This is a genomic window from Actinacidiphila rubida (assembly GCF_900110255.1).
Classification (GTDB): Bacteria; Actinomycetota; Actinomycetes; order Streptomycetales; family Streptomycetaceae; genus Actinacidiphila; species Actinacidiphila rubida.
Window position 1 is genome coordinate 41369 of record NZ_FODD01000006.1, and the last position, 15242, is coordinate 56610.

The window sequence follows — 15242 nt, forward strand, 5'->3', positions numbered from 1 at the left end:
CCTCGCGGAGTGGGCTCGCGGACGCGCTCCGCCCCGCCACCGCGCGGGCCGCGGTGCCGCCTTCCGTCCCTCGCCGCCGGCCGCCGCCGCGCTACGAGGGAGAGCACCGATCGTGACCATCGCGTCCGACGCACCCGCAGCAACCGCCGCCGTACCACCCCAGGACCCCGCCGACGCCGCAGGCGCCGCGCTCCTGCGGGACCTCGTGACGCTCACCGCCGACCTTCCCGACACCGACCCCGGACGGGTCGCCGCCGCCGCCCTGCGCGGGCGCAGCGGCCGCGCCGACGCCGCCGAACTGCGCGGCCTGGCCATCGAGGCCGCCGCGGGACTGATCGCCGAGGACCCCGGGTACTCCCGGCTGGCCGCCCGCCTGCTGACCGCGTCCATCGCCGAAGAGGCCGCGGGCCAGGGCGCGGTGGCGTTCTCCGCTTCGGTGGCCGTGGGCCACCGCGAGGGCCTGGTGAGCGACCGCACCGCGCACTTCGTCGCGCTGCACGCCGAGCGGCTGGACGCACTGGCCGCGCGGGCGCTCGAGGACGGCGCCGACGACCGCTTCGGGTACTTCGGGCTGCGCACCCTGCACAGCCGCTACATGCTGCGGCATCCGATCACCCGTCAGGTCATCGAGACCGCCCAGCACTTCCTGCTGCGCGTCGCGGCCGGCCTGGCCGAGGACGACACCGCCCGCGCGCTGGACGAGGTGACCGCGCTGTACGGGCTGATGAACCGGCTGGAGTACCTGCCGAGTTCGCCGACCCTGTTCAACTCCGGCACCCGCCACCCGCAGATGTCCGCCTGCTACCTCCTGGACTCCCCGCAGGACGAGCTGGGCTCGATCTACGACGGGTACGGGCAGATCGCCCGGCTGTCGAAGTTCGCCGGCGGCATCGGGCTGTCCTACTCGCGGATCCGTGCCCGCGGCGCGCTGATCCGCGGCACCAACGGGCACTCCAACGGCATCGTGCCCTTCCTGAAGACGCTCGACGCCTCGGTGGCCGCGGTCAACCAGGGCGGCCGCCGCAAGGGCGCGGCCGCGGTGTACCTGGAGACGTGGCACGCCGACGTCGAGGAGTTCCTGGAGCTGCGCGACAACACCGGTGAGGAGGCCCGCAGGACGCACAACCTGAACCTGGCCCACTGGGTGCCCGACGAGTTCATGCGCCGCGTCGAGGCGGACGCGCCGTGGTCGCTGTTCTCCCCGTCGGACGTCCCCGAGCTGGTGGACCTGTGGGGCGACGCGTTCGACACCGCCTACCGCGCGGCGGAGGCCGCGGGGCTGGCCCGCCGGACCCTGCCCGCCCGCGAGCTGTACGGGCGGATGATGCGCACCCTCGCCCAGACCGGTCAGGGCTGGATGACCTTCAAGGACGCGGCGAACCGCACCGCCAACCAGACCGCGGAGCCCGGCCGCACCGTGCACTCCTCCAACCTGTGCACGGAGATCCTGGAGGTCACCGAGGAGTCCGAGACCGCGGTGTGCAACCTCGGGTCGGTCAACCTCGGCGCGTTCGTCGCGCGGGACGACGCCGCTGACGTCATGGACTGGGCGCGCCTGGACGCGACGGTGCGCACCGCCGTGACGTTCCTCGACCGCGTGGTGGACCTCAACTTCTACCCGACCGAGCAGGCGGGCCGCTCCAACGCCAAGTGGCGCCCGGTGGGCCTGGGCGTCACGGGCCTGCAGGACGTCTTCTTCCGGCTGCGGCTGCCGTTCGACTCCCCCGCCGCCAGGGAGCTGTCCACCAGGATCGCCGAGCGGATCATGCTCGCCGCCTACGAGACGTCCTGCGACCTCGCCGAGCGCAACGGGCCGCTGCCGCGCTGGGAGCAGACCCGCACCGCCGCGGGCGTCCTGCACCCCGACCACTACGGCGTGCGGCCGCACTGGCCCGAGCGCTGGGACGCGCTGCGCACCCGCATGGCGTCGACCGGCCTGCGCAACGCCCTGCTGCTGGCGATCGCCCCGACCGCCACGAACGCGTCGATCGTCGGCGCGTACGAGTGCATCGAGCCGCAGGTCTCCAACCTGTTCAAGCGCGAGACGCTGTCCGGGGAGTTCCTCCAGGTCAACTCCTACCTGGTGGCGGACCTCAAGCGGCTGGGCGTGTGGGACGAGCAGACCCGCGAGGCGCTGCGGGAGAGCGGCGGCAGCGTGCAGGGCCTGTCCTGGATCCCCGCCGAGGTGCGCGCGCTGTACCGCACGGCCTGGGAGATCCCGCAGCGCGCGCTGATCGACCTGGCCGCGGCCCGCACGCCGTACCTGGACCAGAGCCAGTCGCTGAACCTGTTCATGGAGACGCCGACCATCGGCAAGCTCAGCTCGATGTACCTCCACGCGTGGAAGCAGGGCCTGAAGACCACGTACTACCTGCGCTCGCGGCCGGCCACCCGGATCGCCCGGGCCGCCCAGGCGCAGGTCCCGGCCCCGGCGCGCGTCCCCGTGCCCGCCCCGGCCGCCCCCGGCGACGCCGACGCGATCGCCTGCTCCCTGGAGAACCCCGAGTCCTGCGAGGCATGCCAGTGACGACCAGCGACAAGAACCTGCTCGACCCCGGGTTCGAACTCACCCTGCGCCCGATGCGCTACCCCGACTTCTACGAGCGCTACCGGGACGCCATCAAGAACACCTGGACCGTGGAGGAGGTCGACCTCCACTCCGACGTGGCGGACCTCGCCAAGCTCAGCGCCGCCGAACAGCACCTGATCGGCCGCCTCGTGGCGTTCTTCGCCACCGGCGACTCGATCGTGGCCAACAACCTGGTGCTCACCCTCTACAAGCACATCAACTCCCCCGAGGCGCGGCTGTACTTGAGCCGCCAGCTCTTCGAGGAGGCCGTGCACGTCCAGTTCTACCTGACGCTGCTGGACACCTACCTGCCCGATCCGGAGGACCGGGCGGCGGCGTTCGCGGCGGTGGAGAACATCCCCTCGATCCGCGAGAAGGCGCAGTTCTGCTTCCGCTGGATGGACTCGGTGGAGTCGATCGACCGGCTGGAGTCGCGGGCCGACCGGCGCCGCTTCCTGCTCAACCTGATCTGCTTCGCCGCCTGCATCGAGGGCCTGTTCTTCTACGGGGCCTTCGCCTACGTGTACTGGCTGCGCTCGCGCGGGCTGCTGCACGGACTGGCGACCGGCACCAACTGGGTGTTCCGCGACGAGACGATGCACATGGGCTTCGCGTTCGACGTCGTCGACACCGTCCGCAAGGAGGAGCCCGAGCTCTTCGACGACCGGCTGCGCGAGGAGGTCACCGCGATGCTGCGGGAAGCGGTCGACGCCGAGCTGCAGTTCGCCCGGGACCTGTGCGGCGACGGCCTGCCCGGCATGAACACCGCGTCGATGCGGGCCTATCTGGAATGTGTCGCCGACCAGCGGCTGGCCCGGCTGGGCTTCGCGCCGGTGTACGGGTCCCAGAACCCGTTCGCGTTCATGGAGTTGCAGGGCGTGCAGGAGCTCACCAACTTCTTCGAGCGGCGGCCCTCGGCCTACCAGGTCGCCGTCGAGGGCACGGTGGCCCTGGACGAGGAGTTCTGAGCTCCTGAGTTTCTGCGCTTCTGCGCGCCGTCCCGCGGGTTCCCGGTCCGGGGACCCGCGGGACGCGGCGCGCCCGGCAGGACCTCGCGGATCAGTCGTTGGGGACGGTCTCGAACTTCGGGGTGGCCTCGGCCATCTGCCGCAGCACGTCCTTGCGGTCCCGCTTGGACAGGCGGTCGATGTAGAGCCGGCCGAAGAGGTGGTCGGTCTCGTGCTGGAGGCAGCGGGCGAAGTAGCCGGTGCCGTGCACCCGGATCGGGTTGCCCTGGAGGTCCTGGCCGCGGACGATGGCGTAGTCGGGGCGGGCCAGCTCCATGTAGGCGCCGGGCACCGACAGGCAGCCCTCGTTGGAGTCGTCCAGCCGCCGCTGGTCCGAGGGCAGTTCCTCCAGCACCGGGTTGCAGACGGCGCCGACGTGCCGGACGTTCTGGTCGTCGGGGCAGTCGTAGACGAAGACCTTCAGGTCCACGCCGATCTGGTTGGCGGCCAGGCCCACGCCCTCGGCGGCGCGCTGCGAGGCGAACATGTCGTCCACGAGCGCGACCAGCTCGTCGTCGAAGGCCGTGACCTCCTGGCACTCGCGGTGCAGCACCGGGTTGCCGACCACCGTGATCGGGCGGGCCGTGCCGCGCTCGCGGTGGGCCTGCTCGCGCGCCTCGGCGTCCGTCACGTCGTCGAGGAACTCGTGGTCGTGCTCAGTGTGCTGCTGGGACATCTCCGCCGTACGCCTTCCCGGGACCTGAAAGTGATCCTGCCCAGCCTACGGTGCCGGGCAGGGGCACGGTGCCCCGCGAACCGGACGCCGAGGAGTCAGCAGACCTCTTCGAGGTCGCGCCAGTCGCGGGTGCCGGGGCTGTCGGCGACCCAGCTGTCGAGCAGGCCGCGGACCAGGCCGGCGGGCGCGGCGATGCCGCACTCGCGCTCCGGGGTCCAGCGGACCCCCTCCGAGCCGCGGCTCAGGTGGCTGAGGTGGCCGGGGTGGCCCGGCTCGCCGTGGTCGTGCGGGTCGCGGGTGACGGCGGACCCGTCGTCGGTGGGCATCCGGCTCTCCGAACAGGTGCGGCACAGCAGCCGCACCGAGGACGACCAGTCCTCCGCCGCGTAACCGGCGTCGGCGGCCAGCCGCTCCAGCGCGTCCCGGTCCGCCTCGGTCGCCGCCTCCAGCAGCACCAGCCAGGTCGGGACGGGCGACGGCGCCCACAGCTCGATCTCGTCGAACACCGGGTAGACCGCGCTGCCCGGCGCGCCGGAGGTGGCCCGCTCACCGTGCGGGACGCCGTCGTGCAGCACCACCTCGCCCCAGCGGCGGCCGGACGACGGCAGGGGGATGGACAGCACCTCGATGCGGGCCGGGTCGAGCCTGCGGCCCCACACCACCTCGGCCTCGCCCTCCGGCGACAGCCGCACGGCGGCGCTGCCCAGCGCCATCCGCACCGACTCCTCACCGCTGCGCTCGCCGGTGCCGGGCGGCACCCGCAGGCCGTACGCCTGCCAGGCGCGGCGGGCCAGCGGCCAGTCCTGCAGCGCGGTCGCGGCGATGCCGAGGTTCCACCAGTCGGGAGCGCCGACCGGCCGGTCCAGCAGCGCGACCGCCCGCAGGCCCGCGATGCGCGCCTGCGCCCAGTCGTGCCGGAACTTGTGCAGCAGGGCGAGGTTGTACCAGGACTCCGAGAGCCACGGCTCCAGGTCCGCGGCGCGGGTCAGCAGCGCTCCGGCGTCCTCGTAGCGTCCGTCGTCGATCAGCGAGAACGCCCGGTCGGTGGCCTGGCGCCAGGTGGGCGACGGCCGGTGCCGCACTCTTCCGAAGATCTTCAACGTCGATTCCCGCCTCCCCCCGCGCCTTCCCCGTACGACACCAACCTTGCACACTTTGGTCGTTGTCTCAGCCCGACCGTCCCAGGCAGGTGAGGACGGGCCTCACCCGAGGTCCTTGCCATCCGCACCGGCATCCAACCATGCCCGGGTGGAGTGGCGTGCCAGCACCCTGGTCAGAGCTTCCACGACCCGCGGGTCGTAGTCGTACCCGGTGGCCAGCCTCAGCCGCTCCACCGCCGCCAGCCGGGCCTCCAGGGGCGCCGCCTCACCCGTCAGGTCCTCGTACGCGTTGACGGCTCGCACGATGCGCCCGGCGAGCGGCTGCTCCCGGTACGGGTGGGCCTGCCGCTCGACGATCAGCGCGACCTCGGCGGGCGCGCCCGTTCGGCGTACGACCTCGCCGCCCAGTGCGGCGATGGCCTGCCTCCGCTCGCCGTCGAGCGGTTCTGTGGCCCCGCGCGGCACCGGGTCGACCAGCGACAGCTGGCCGATGTCGTGCATCAGCGCCGCGTACGCCAGCAGCGTCAGCTGGCGGGCGGGCAGGCCCAGCTCCCGGCCCACGGCCACCGACAGTTCGCTCACCCGGCCGGCGTGCCCGCGCGGGGTGTAGCCGGCCACCTCGGTGGCCCGGGCCAGGGTCGTCACGGTCTGCCGGTAGGTGGCCCGCACGGCCGCGTGGCCGCGCAGCGACAGCTGGGTGAGCAGCAGCGGCAGGGCCACGAGGGGGACCGCCCACAGGCCGGCGCTGCGCACGGCCAGTGCCATCACCACGCCGCCCGCGCACACCGCCGACGCGATCCCGGTGAGGCCCCTGACCTCGTCGCGCAGTCCCGGCACGAACGGCCGGCCGCCCTCGGCCGCGCCCAGCGCCGCCGACAGCACCGCGTCCCACAGGGCCGTCGCGGCCAGCACCGCCACCAGGAACGCGGCCCGGGGCGCACCGGCCATGCCCGTCAACACCTCCTCGCCGCCCAGCGGTTGGCAGCAGGCCGCGGCGAACGCGACGATCAGCACCCGCCGCAGGGCCGCCTGCGCGCGGGGCGGGGCCGCGGGCGCGGCCTGGGCGTGCCGGCCGTGCCGGCCCTGGCGGGGCCGTGGCGCGGTGAGGCGGGCGGTCAGCGCGGCCGCGCCGGTGGCCGCGGCGACCACGGCCGCGGTCTGCGACACGCCTGCCGCGGCGGGTCCGAGCAGCGCGTAGCCGAGGCCGCCGGCGGTGGCCAGCGGGGCGCCCTCGCGGTCGGTGCCGGCCGGCACCCGCAGCAGTTCGCCGAGGAGCACCACGCCGCCGAAGGCCAGAGCGGCGCCGGGCTCCCGCACGCCCGAGTAAGCGGCCCAGGCGACGCCCCACGCCACCAGGCCGCCGCCGGCCGCGGCCACCGCCCGGCCGGCGTTCCCGCCCTTCCTCACGCCCCCACCACCCCCGCCACCACCAGCAGGCCCTCGCCGAGGGCCGTCGCCTGCGCCACGACGCGCGGCCGCGGCGCGGCGGCGCGCGGCGCGGCGGCGCGCGGCGCGGCGGCGCGCGGCGCGGCGGCGCGCGGCGCGGCGGCCGGGGGCGGCGTGGGAGAGGGGTGGGGGGCACGGGCCGGTGGCGGGGCGGGCAGGGGGCGGGCGGGGGTGGGGCCGGAGCCGTCGCCGCCCGGAGCGGCGGGCGGCTGCGCGGGGAGCGGGGGCGCGGGCTGGGCGAGGGCCCGGGCGAGGGCGGCGACCACCGGCGGGTCGAACTGCGTGCCGGCGCACCGGTGCAGCTCGGCGACGGCGTAGGCGACGGACCGGGCCGGCCGGTAGGAGCGGGTGGACGTCATCGCGTCGAAGGCGTCGGCGACCGCCACCACGCGGGCCGACTCGGGGATCTGGTCGCCGGTCAGGCCGTGCGGGTAGCCGGAGCCGTCCAGCCGTTCGTGGTGGTGCAGGATCGCCGCCCGGGCCTCGTCGAGGAAGGCCAGGCCGCGGGTCATCTCGTGGCCGTACTCGGGGTGCAGCTGGATCAGCCGGCGCTCCTCGGGGTCCAGCGGGCCGGTCTTGCGCAGCACCCGGGTGGGCACGCCGAGCTTGCCGACGTCGTGCAGGATGCCGGCCAGCCGCAGCGTGTCCACGCGGTCGCCGTCCATGCCCAGCTCGCCGGCGATCAGGGCCGAGGCGCGGCCGACGCGCTCGCTGTGGCCGCGGGTGTAGGGGTCCTTGAGGTCGACGGCCTGCACCAGGGCCCGCACGGTCGCGTCGTGCGCCGCCCGCTCCCGGCGGGCCCGTGCGAACACCCAGCAGGCCACGTACATCGGCAGCGGGACCAGCACCGCCGCGAAGACGCCGTACCCGCGCAGCCACAGCAGGGCCGTCGTCAGGGCCACCATGCCGTACGTGAGGTGCGGGCCCAGCGCGCCGAGCAGCGGTTCGCCCCAGGCCGCAGACGGCGGGCAGTGCTCCGCGGTGACCAGCACGGCGCCGGTGAGCGCGGTGGCCGCGGCGCAGAAGACGACGGCCGCGGCGGCGGCGGGCAGCAGCGCGTACGGCAGGTCGCCGGCCCGCAGCGCGGCGGGGCCGCCGAGCAGCCGGGCGGCCAGCGACGCGGCCCACACGGCGACCGCCAGGTGCGCGGCACGCCAGCAGCGCCGCACCCACGGTGCCGGGCGGCCGGCCAGCGACCCGGGCACCGCGACGAGCGCCGCCGCCGCGGGCGGCAGCAGCAGCGCGCCGGCCAGCAGCACCGGCAGGAACGGCCCGACGGCCGACGGGCGGTGCGGGCCGTCGGTGACCCGGCGCAGCACGCCCGGCTCGCACAGCGCGTAGAGCACCGCGAGCACGGCCACGGTCGGCCAGGGCGGTCCCGCCACGGGTGCGGGCGCCGCGCACAGCAGCCCGGCCGCGCACACCGCGGCGACGGTCACGCGGGCCTCGCGCGGCAGCGGCCGGCGGGCCGGCGCGATCGGCACGATCGCCACGGCGGCCTCCCCTCGGGCTCCTGGGTGTGGGCGACGGGCGCGGCCCTGTCCCCCGCCGAGCCCGTCAGAGACTCAGGAGGATAGGGCCGCGCCCGTCGTCGAGGAGCGGGGGCGGCCACGGCTCACCCGCACGGGTGACGCGCCGTGTTCGGACGCGGAGGGTGCGGGGTGGAGGCCGGGCAGGTCGGTGTCAGGCCGAGGGGGCCTCGGTCGGGGTGAACGCCTCCGGCTCGGGCACCGCCTCGCCGGAGCGGATCATCTCGATCCGCATCATCACCTTGGACCGCAGGTCGGTCGGCACGTCGTCAGAGCCGCAGCAGCGTTTGACGAGCTTCTTCACGGCCTGTTCGAGCCCGTACTTCTCCAGGCACGGGTGGCACTCGTCGAAGTGCTCCCGGAACTTGGTGTGGGCTTCCTCGGACATCTCGTCGTCGAGGTACTCGTAGAGGTGGCCGAGCACCTCGGAGCAGTCCGTCTCATGTGCGTCGCCGCAACTCATGAATCCGTGCCCTTCTCATCCGCCGCGCCTGCCGGAACGAGCCCGCGCTCCCGCGCGTAGTCCTCGAGGAGCTCACGCAGCTGGCGCCGTCCGCGGTGCAGCCGCGACATGACGGTGCCGATGGGTGTCCCCATGATGTCCGCGATCTCCTTGTAGGCAAAGCCCTCGACGTCCGCGAGGTAGACCGCGATGCGGAACTCCTCGGGGATCGACTGCAGGGCGGCCTTGACGTCGGAGTCGGGCAGGTGGTCGAGCGCCTGCGACTCCGCGGACCGCAGGCCGGTCGACATGTGCGACTCGGCCCGGGCCAGCTGCCAGTCCTCGATCTCCTCCGCGCCGCTGCGCAGCGGTTCGCGCTGCTTCTTGCGGTAGGAGTTGATGAAGCTGTTGGTGAGGATGCGGTACAGCCAGGCCTTCAGGTTGGTGCCCTCACGGAACTGGTGGAAGGACGCGTACGCCTTCGCGTACGTCTCCTGCACGAGGTCCTCGGCGTCGGCCGGATTGCGGGTCATCCGCAGCGCGGCCGAGTACATCTGGTCGAGAAAGCCCAGGGCGTCCCGCTCGAAGCGCGCAGCGCGCTCCCGCTCGCTCTCCTGTGCCGCTCCCTCGCCGGACGCACCCGCGGTACTCGCCGTGCTGTCGTCGGTGCCGGTGACCGGACCCACCTCCTCAGTGACGCTGACGTGCCCCAAAGAGGACACGCTCGTCTGGGAGGATATTGCACCGGGGATCGGCGTGCCGGTTCCGCCCTTCCCGTCCTTGGACGAGGACCACTCGGTCCACTCCAGATACGGTGCGGCGGCGGCCGCCTGTGCCGCGGCGACGTCCGCCTCTGCACGTGGCCGGCATGCGGCTGAAACCATGCGGCTGCCTTTCTCACCAAGCTCGTGGAAGCTGCTTCGCTCTGTCGCTCAGCACAACGCGCCGTGTGATGTCGTCATTCCCGGGGACGAGAACGCCCGGTCGGAGGCCCGTGACGCGCCGTTCCCGGCCTGTTCCCGGAGTGTTCGCGGCCGTTTCCCGGGCTGTTTCCCGCCCGCGGCCGCCCGCGGGACCGGACCGGTTCAGGCCGCCGGCGCGGCCAGCCCGAGCCCGGTCAGCCAGTCGCCGGCCGCGTCGGTGAGCAGCCGCAGGGCCTCCTCCTGGGTGGTGTCCGCCCGCTTGGGGACGGCGAAGCCGTGGTCGGCGTCCGGCACCTCGACCGGGACGTGGCCGGGCGGGAACTCCGCCGGGTGCCCGAAGGTGTCCCGGCCGCCCTGCACGCCCAGCAGCGGCAGCGCCTCGGCCGCCGCGGTCAGCTCGGCGGCCCGCGACTTCTCCGGCCTGCCGGGCGGGTGCAGCGGGAATGCCAGGGCCAGCACGGCCGCGGCGCCCAGCTCCCCTGCGGTGCGGCAGGCCACCCGGGCGCCCGCGCTGCGGCCGCCCGCCACCACCGGCAGGCCCGGCGCGGCCAGCGCGGGCCACAGCCCGGCCCACCCGGCGTCGAGCGTCTTCGGTGCCGGCGCCAGCCTGTGTCCGGCCACCCGCCAGGGTTGCTCCACCAGGGCGACGGCCACCCCGCGCGGGGGCAGTGCGGCGGCCAGCGCGACCAGGTCGCGGGCCTCGATGCCGCCGCCCGCGCCGTGGCCCAGGGCCAGCACGCCGCGGGCCGCGGTGCCGCGCGGCGGCCGGTGCCAGGTGATCCTGGCCGGTCCCGCCGGGGTGTCGGCCGTCTCCGTCGCCGGTCCGGCCGGGGTGTGCTTCGCGGGCATCAGAAGAGCGTCTCCTCCTCGGGCGCGGCCAGTTCCTCGACCAGCTGCGGCCCGTTGTTCTGCACGTTGCTGACGGCGGTGCCGACCGGGTACGCCCGCAGCAGGCCGGCGGGCGGCGGGGCCAGCAGGTGCGCGAGGGCGTCGGCGTCGGTGGTCGCCGGGTCCAGCCACGCGTCCCAGCGGTCGGGGGTCATCATCAGCGGCATCCGCGGGTGGATCTCCTCGAGCGAGCGCGGGCCCGACCCCGCGTACCCGGCCAGGTCCGTCGTCTCGGCCGCGGTGGTGACCACGGTGCAGGTGGTCCACCAGGCCCGCGGGTGGTCGTCGGGCAGCGTGCGGTCGCGCCAGAACTCGTAGAGCCCGGCCATCGCGAACACGGCGCCGTCCGCCGGCGTGACGAAGTACGGCTGCTTGCGGGGCCGCTTGCGCCGGCCCTCCTCCTCCAGCTGCCGCTCCTGGGTGCCGGTGACCCACTCGAAGTAGCCGTCGGCCGGTATCAGGCAGCGCCGCGCGGCCAGGGCGCGCCGGAACGACGGCTTCTCCGCGACCGTCTCGGCCCGCGCGTTGATCAGCCGGGCGCCGCCCTCGGGGGTCTTGGCCCACGACGGGACGAGTCCCCAGCGCAGCACCCGCAGCTGCCGGACCGGTTCCGGGGAACCGGAGTCCCGCACCGGACGGTCAAGTACCACGTAGACGTCTTTCGTCGGAGCCACGTTGTAGTCCGGTGCGAGCGTCTCGGTGGGCTCCCACTTCTGGACCTCGAAGATCCCGGTGAGGTCCTCGGGTTTCCGGCTCGCCGCATACCTGCCACACATAGCTGCAACACTGCCACGACCCAGGCCCCAGGTAGCAAGGACCCGAGAGGGAAGATCGCCCGATGAACGTCGCGAGCATCACCGAGATGTGGCACAGGTTGACCGGCACGCAGCCCGACCCCTCCCGCTGGCTGGTGCTGGCGACCGCGCTGGTGGCGCTGGCCGCCGTGCTGATGCGGGGGGTGTGGCACGTCACGCGCAACGCGGTGACCATCGCCCACGAGGGCGGGCACGGCCTGCTCGCGCTGGTGTCCGGCCGCCGGCTGGACGGCATACGCCTGCACTCCGACACCTCGGGCCTGACCGTCTCGCGCGGCAAGCCGCACGGCCTGGGCATGGTGCTGACGGCGGCCGCGGGCTACACCGCGCCGCCGCTGCTGGGCCTGGCCGGCGCGGGCCTGCTGGCCGCCGGGCACATCACCGCGCTCCTGTGGGGCGCCACCGCGCTGCTCCTGGTCATGCTCGTGATGATCCGCAACGCCTACGGCGCGCTCACCGTGGTGATCGCCTGCGCGCTGTTCCTGCTGGTGTCGTGGCTGACCAAGGCCCAGGTGCAGGCCGCGTTCGCGTACCTGGTGGTGTGGTTCCTGCTGGTCGGCGGGGCGCGGCCGGTCGCCGAGCTGCAGCGCACCAGGCGACGGGACCGCAGCGGCTCCTCGGACGCCGACCAGCTCGCCCGGCTCACCCACACCCCGGTGGCCCTGTGGCTGCTGTTCTTCTACGCCGTCGCGATCTGCTCGCTGGTCGGCGGCGGCCGCTGGCTGCTGGGCCGGTGAGCGCGGCCGCGGCGGGCGCCGCGGGGACATCCGGACGGACACACCGCCGGGCGCACCCGGCGACCGCGTCCCGGGCTCCCGGAGCCCGCCCGGCGGACCCTCCCGCGAGCTGGGGTGACCGCCGGTACGGGCGGCGCCCGGCCGCGAGCGGAGATCCTTGTGTTTCCAGTCGGTTTCGGCCGATTCGCCGACTTATCTCCCCGCACCCGAGCCACTACGCTTGCTGACCATGACGGACAGCACCGCACAGAGCGACGTATGGCCCGCCCCGGTGGCGACCGGGGCCGTGGAGGCCGTCGTCCGGGTTCCCGGCTCCAAGTCGGTGACCAACCGCGCCCTGGTGCTGGCCGCCCACTCGACCGAGCCCGGATGGGTGCGGCGCCCGCTGCGCAGCCGCGACACCGTGCTGATGGCCGACGCCCTGCGCGCGATGGGCGTGCAGATCGACGAGATGGTCAACCCCGACGGCGGCGAGGCGTGGCGGATCATCCCGGCCGGCCTGCACGGCCCGGCGCGGGTGGACGTGGGCAACGCGGGCACCGTGATGCGCTTCCTGCCGCCGGTCGCCGCGCTCACCGACGGCCCGGTGCGCTTCGAGGGCGACGCGCGGGCGTACGAGCGGCCGCTGCACGGCGTGATCGACGCGCTGCGGGTGCTGGGCGCCCGGATCGACGACGAGGGGCGCGGCTCGCTGCCGATGACCGTGCACGGCGCGGGCTCGCTGACCGGCGGAGCGGTGGACGTGGACGCGTCGGCGTCCTCCCAGTTCGTGAGCGCGCTCCTGCTGTCAGGCCCGCGCTTCAACAAGGGTCTGGAGCTGCGCCACACCGGCCGCACCCTGCCCTCGCAGCCGCACATCCGGATGACCGTGGACATGCTGCGCACCGCGGGCGCCAAGGTGGACACCCCGCAGGACGGCGGCGCCCGCAACGTGTGGCGGGTCGCGCCCAGCGCGCTGCTGGGCCGCGACCTGACGGTCGAGCCCGACCTGTCGAACGCGGCGCCGTTCCTGGCCGCCGCGCTGGTCACCGGTGGGACGGTGACGGTGCCCGACTGGCCGCGGCGCACCACTCAGGCGGGCGACAGCCTGCGCGAGCTGTTCACCCGGATGGGCGGCTCCTGCGACCTCACCGACCGCGGTCTGACCCTCCGCGGCGGGGGCCGCGTCCTCGGCCTGACCGCGGACCTGCACGACGTCGGCGAGCTCGCCCCGGTGATCGCCGCCGTGGCCGCGCTCGCCGACGGCGAGTCGGAGCTGAGCGGCATCGCCCACCTGCGGATGCACGAGACGGACCGGCTGGCCGCGCTCGCCAAGGAGATCAACGGTCTCGGCGGCGACGTCACCGAGACCGAGGACGGCCTGCGGATCCGCCCGCGCCCGCTGCACGGCGGGGTCTTCCACACCTACGAGGACCACCGGCTGGCGACCGCGGCCGCGGTGCTCGGCCTGGTCGTCGACGGTGTCGCCGTGGAGAACGTGGGGACGACCGCCAAGACGCTGCCGGACTTCCCCGAGATGTGGACGGCGATGCTCGGTGCCCCGGACGGCGCCGCCGCCGGCACGCGGCCCCGGCCGCCGTCCCGGCAGAGCCAGGGACAGGGACAGGGCTGAGCAGTGCGGCGCTACGGCAAGAACCCCGACGAGGACGACGTCCGCATCCGCCCCAACCGCAAGGGGAACCGGCCGCGGACCACCATCCGCCCCAAGCACGAGGACGCCGCCGAGGGCATGGTGCTCACCGTCGACCGGGGCCGGCTCACCGTCCTCGTCGACGACCGCGAGATCACCGCGATGAAGGCCAGGGAGCTGGGCCGCAAGTCCGCGGTGGTGGGCGACCAGGTCGCGGTCGTCGGCGACCTGTCCGGCGCCAAGGACACCCTCGCGCGCATCGTCCGGGTGGAGGAGCGCTCGTCGGTGCTGCGCCGCACCGCGGACGACACCGACCCGTTCGAGCGGGTCGTGGTGGCCAACGCCGACCAGCTGGCGATCGTCACCGCGCTCGCCGACCCCGAGCCGCGGCCGCGGATGATCGACCGGTGCCTGGTCGCCGCCTACGACGCGGGGCTGAATCCGCTGCTGGTGCTCACCAAGTCCGACCTGGCACCGGCCGGACCCCTGCTGGAGACGTACGGCGCGCTGGACCTGGACTACGTGGTGACCAACCGGGACGAGCTGCTGACCGCCGGCGCCGACGAGGTGCTGCGGAAACTGACCGGGCGCGTCACCGCGTTCGTCGGGCACAGCGGCGTCGGCAAGACCACGCTGGTCAACGCGCTGGTCGAACGGCAGCGCACCACCGGCCACGTGAACGCGGTGACCGGGCGCGGCCGGCACACGACCACCTCGGCGCTGGCGCTGCCGCTGCCCGGTGACGCCGGCTGGGTGATCGACACCCCGGGCGTACGGTCCTTCGGCCTCGCGCACATCGACCCCTCGCGGGTCATCCACGCGTTCCCCGACCTGGAGCCGGGCACGGTGGACTGCCCGCGCGCCTGCTCGCACGACGAACCGGACTGCGCGCTCGACGAGTGGGTGGCCACCGGTCACGCCGAGCCGGCCCGGCTGGACTCGCTGCGGCGCCTGCTGTCGACCCGCGAACGGCGCGAGGGCGACTGAGCCGGGCCGCCCGACTGGCGGCGGGTGCGCGAAGGCGCTCACGCACACCGGGCATGCTGTGTGATGATCGACAGCGCACGGCGTGCCGGACGCCGTGCCGTACGGCGTAGTGAGCGGGGCCGAGCAGGGCCCCGGCGGAGAAACGGAGGCACGCGATGGCCTGGCTCCTCGTGGTGGTCGCGGGGCTCTTCGAAACCGGGTTCGCCGTGTGCCTGAAGCTGTCGCACGGCTTCACCCGGCTGTGGCCGACCGTCGCGTTCGCCCTGTTCGCACTGGGCTCCTTCGGCCTGCTCACCCTGTCCCTGAAGAAGCTGGACGTCGGCCCGGCGTACGCGGTCTGGACCGGCATCGGCGCCGCGGGCACCGCGATCTACGGCATGGCCTTCCTCGGCGACGTGGTCTCCGCCCTGAAGCTGGCGTCGATCTCCCTGGTCATCCTCGGCGTCATCGGCCTGCAGATCTCCGGCTCCTCGCACTAGGTTCCGTCGTTTCG

Annotated in this window: 14 protein-coding genes; 6 read left to right on the forward strand and 8 right to left on the reverse strand. The window is 74.5% G+C overall.

Annotated elements, in window-relative coordinates; all coding sequences use genetic code 11:
* The first annotated feature begins 112 nt into the window (after positions 1 to 112).
* Both BMW99_RS07560 and BMW99_RS07565 read left to right on the forward strand, forming a co-directional pair.
* Positions 113 to 2527 carry a ribonucleoside-diphosphate reductase subunit alpha gene (locus tag BMW99_RS07560; RefSeq protein WP_069464249.1) on the forward strand — a complete coding sequence of 805 codons (2415 nt, stop codon included), beginning with the start codon at positions 113 to 115 and terminating at the stop codon, positions 2525 to 2527.
* Positions 2518 to 3537, forward strand: coding sequence for a ribonucleotide-diphosphate reductase subunit beta (locus tag BMW99_RS07565; protein ID WP_069464248.1), 1020 nt, complete (start codon positions 2518 to 2520; stop codon positions 3535 to 3537). Before BMW99_RS07560 ends, BMW99_RS07565 begins: the two co-directional genes overlap by 10 nt.
* A 91-nt stretch (positions 3538 to 3628) precedes the next feature.
* On the opposite strand, the gene def is transcribed toward BMW99_RS07565, so the two are convergent.
* From def to BMW99_RS07605, 8 genes are all read right to left on the reverse strand, one after another.
* Positions 3629 to 4252 carry a peptide deformylase gene (gene def / locus BMW99_RS07570; RefSeq protein ID WP_069464247.1) on the reverse strand — a complete coding sequence of 208 codons (624 nt, stop codon included), beginning with the start codon at positions 4250 to 4252 and terminating at the stop codon, positions 3629 to 3631.
* A 95-nt stretch (positions 4253 to 4347) separates the two neighbouring features.
* On the reverse strand, positions 4348 to 5352 hold the full coding sequence (locus tag BMW99_RS07575; protein ID WP_069464246.1) for a tetratricopeptide repeat protein: 1005 nt from the start codon (positions 5350 to 5352) through the stop codon (positions 4348 to 4350).
* Between the two features lie 102 nt (positions 5353 to 5454).
* Positions 5455 to 6759: an HD-GYP domain-containing protein gene (locus BMW99_RS07580; RefSeq protein ID WP_407640269.1), complete on the reverse strand. Its 1305-nt coding sequence runs from the start codon at positions 6757 to 6759 to the stop codon at positions 5455 to 5457.
* Positions 6756 to 8291 carry an HD-GYP domain-containing protein gene (locus BMW99_RS07585; protein WP_075016479.1) on the reverse strand — a complete coding sequence of 512 codons (1536 nt, stop codon included), beginning with the start codon at positions 8289 to 8291 and terminating at the stop codon, positions 6756 to 6758. Before BMW99_RS07585 ends, BMW99_RS07580 begins: the two co-directional genes overlap by 4 nt.
* A 190-nt stretch (positions 8292 to 8481) precedes the next feature.
* On the reverse strand, positions 8482 to 8790 hold the full coding sequence (gene rsrA / locus BMW99_RS07590) for a mycothiol system anti-sigma-R factor (RefSeq protein WP_069463550.1): 309 nt from the start codon (positions 8788 to 8790) through the stop codon (positions 8482 to 8484).
* Positions 8787 to 9455, reverse strand: coding sequence for a sigma-70 family RNA polymerase sigma factor (locus BMW99_RS07595; RefSeq protein ID WP_069463549.1), 669 nt, complete (start codon positions 9453 to 9455; stop codon positions 8787 to 8789). The genes rsrA and BMW99_RS07595 overlap by 4 nt, the downstream gene beginning before the upstream one ends.
* 399 nt (positions 9456 to 9854) lie before the next feature.
* Positions 9855 to 10541: an alpha/beta hydrolase family protein gene (locus BMW99_RS07600; RefSeq protein WP_069463548.1), complete on the reverse strand. Its 687-nt coding sequence runs from the start codon at positions 10539 to 10541 to the stop codon at positions 9855 to 9857.
* Positions 10541 to 11356: an SOS response-associated peptidase gene (locus tag BMW99_RS07605; RefSeq protein WP_069463547.1), complete on the reverse strand. Its 816-nt coding sequence runs from the start codon at positions 11354 to 11356 to the stop codon at positions 10541 to 10543. The genes BMW99_RS07600 and BMW99_RS07605 overlap by 1 nt, the downstream gene beginning before the upstream one ends.
* A gap of 62 nt (positions 11357 to 11418) precedes the next feature.
* On the opposite strand from BMW99_RS07605, the gene BMW99_RS07610 reads away from it, so the two are divergent.
* From BMW99_RS07610 to BMW99_RS07625, 4 genes are all read left to right on the forward strand, one after another.
* Complete coding sequence (locus BMW99_RS07610) at positions 11419 to 12132, forward strand: M50 family metallopeptidase (protein ID WP_069463546.1); 714 nt, start codon at positions 11419 to 11421, stop codon at positions 12130 to 12132.
* Positions 12133 to 12361: 229 nt separating this feature from the next.
* Entirely contained in the window at positions 12362 to 13744 is a 1383-nt protein-coding gene (gene aroA / locus BMW99_RS07615) for a 3-phosphoshikimate 1-carboxyvinyltransferase (RefSeq protein ID WP_069463551.1), read from the forward strand.
* Between the two features lie 3 nt (positions 13745 to 13747).
* Entirely contained in the window at positions 13748 to 14749 is a 1002-nt protein-coding gene (rsgA, locus tag BMW99_RS07620; RefSeq protein ID WP_075016481.1) for a ribosome small subunit-dependent GTPase A, read from the forward strand.
* 155 nt (positions 14750 to 14904) lie between these two features.
* The gene (locus BMW99_RS07625; protein WP_069464675.1) at positions 14905 to 15228 is read left to right on the forward strand and encodes a DMT family transporter; all 324 of its coding nucleotides are present in this window, start codon (positions 14905 to 14907) and stop codon (positions 15226 to 15228) included.
* The last annotated feature ends 14 nt before the right edge of the window (positions 15229 to 15242 follow it).

Bases quoted from the DNA above. Each gene is read 5' to 3' on its own strand.
- BMW99_RS07565 (WP_069464248.1), top strand. From the start codon at position 2,518: ATGCCAGTGACGACCAGCGACAAGAACCTGCTCGACCCCGGGTTCGAA.
- def (WP_069464247.1), bottom strand. From the start codon at position 4,252: ATGTCCCAGCAGCACACTGAGCACGACCACGAGTTCCTCGACGACGTG.
- rsrA (WP_069463550.1), bottom strand. From the start codon at position 8,790: ATGAGTTGCGGCGACGCACATGAGACGGACTGCTCCGAGGTGCTCGGC.
- BMW99_RS07600 (WP_069463548.1), bottom strand. From the start codon at position 10,541: ATGCCCGCGAAGCACACCCCGGCCGGACCGGCGACGGAGACGGCCGAC.
- BMW99_RS07605 (WP_069463547.1), bottom strand. From the start codon at position 11,356: ATGTGTGGCAGGTATGCGGCGAGCCGGAAACCCGAGGACCTCACCGGG.
- BMW99_RS07610 (WP_069463546.1), top strand. From the start codon at position 11,419: ATGAACGTCGCGAGCATCACCGAGATGTGGCACAGGTTGACCGGCACG.
- aroA (WP_069463551.1), top strand. From the start codon at position 12,362: ATGACGGACAGCACCGCACAGAGCGACGTATGGCCCGCCCCGGTGGCG.
- BMW99_RS07625 (WP_069464675.1), top strand. From the start codon at position 14,905: ATGGCCTGGCTCCTCGTGGTGGTCGCGGGGCTCTTCGAAACCGGGTTC.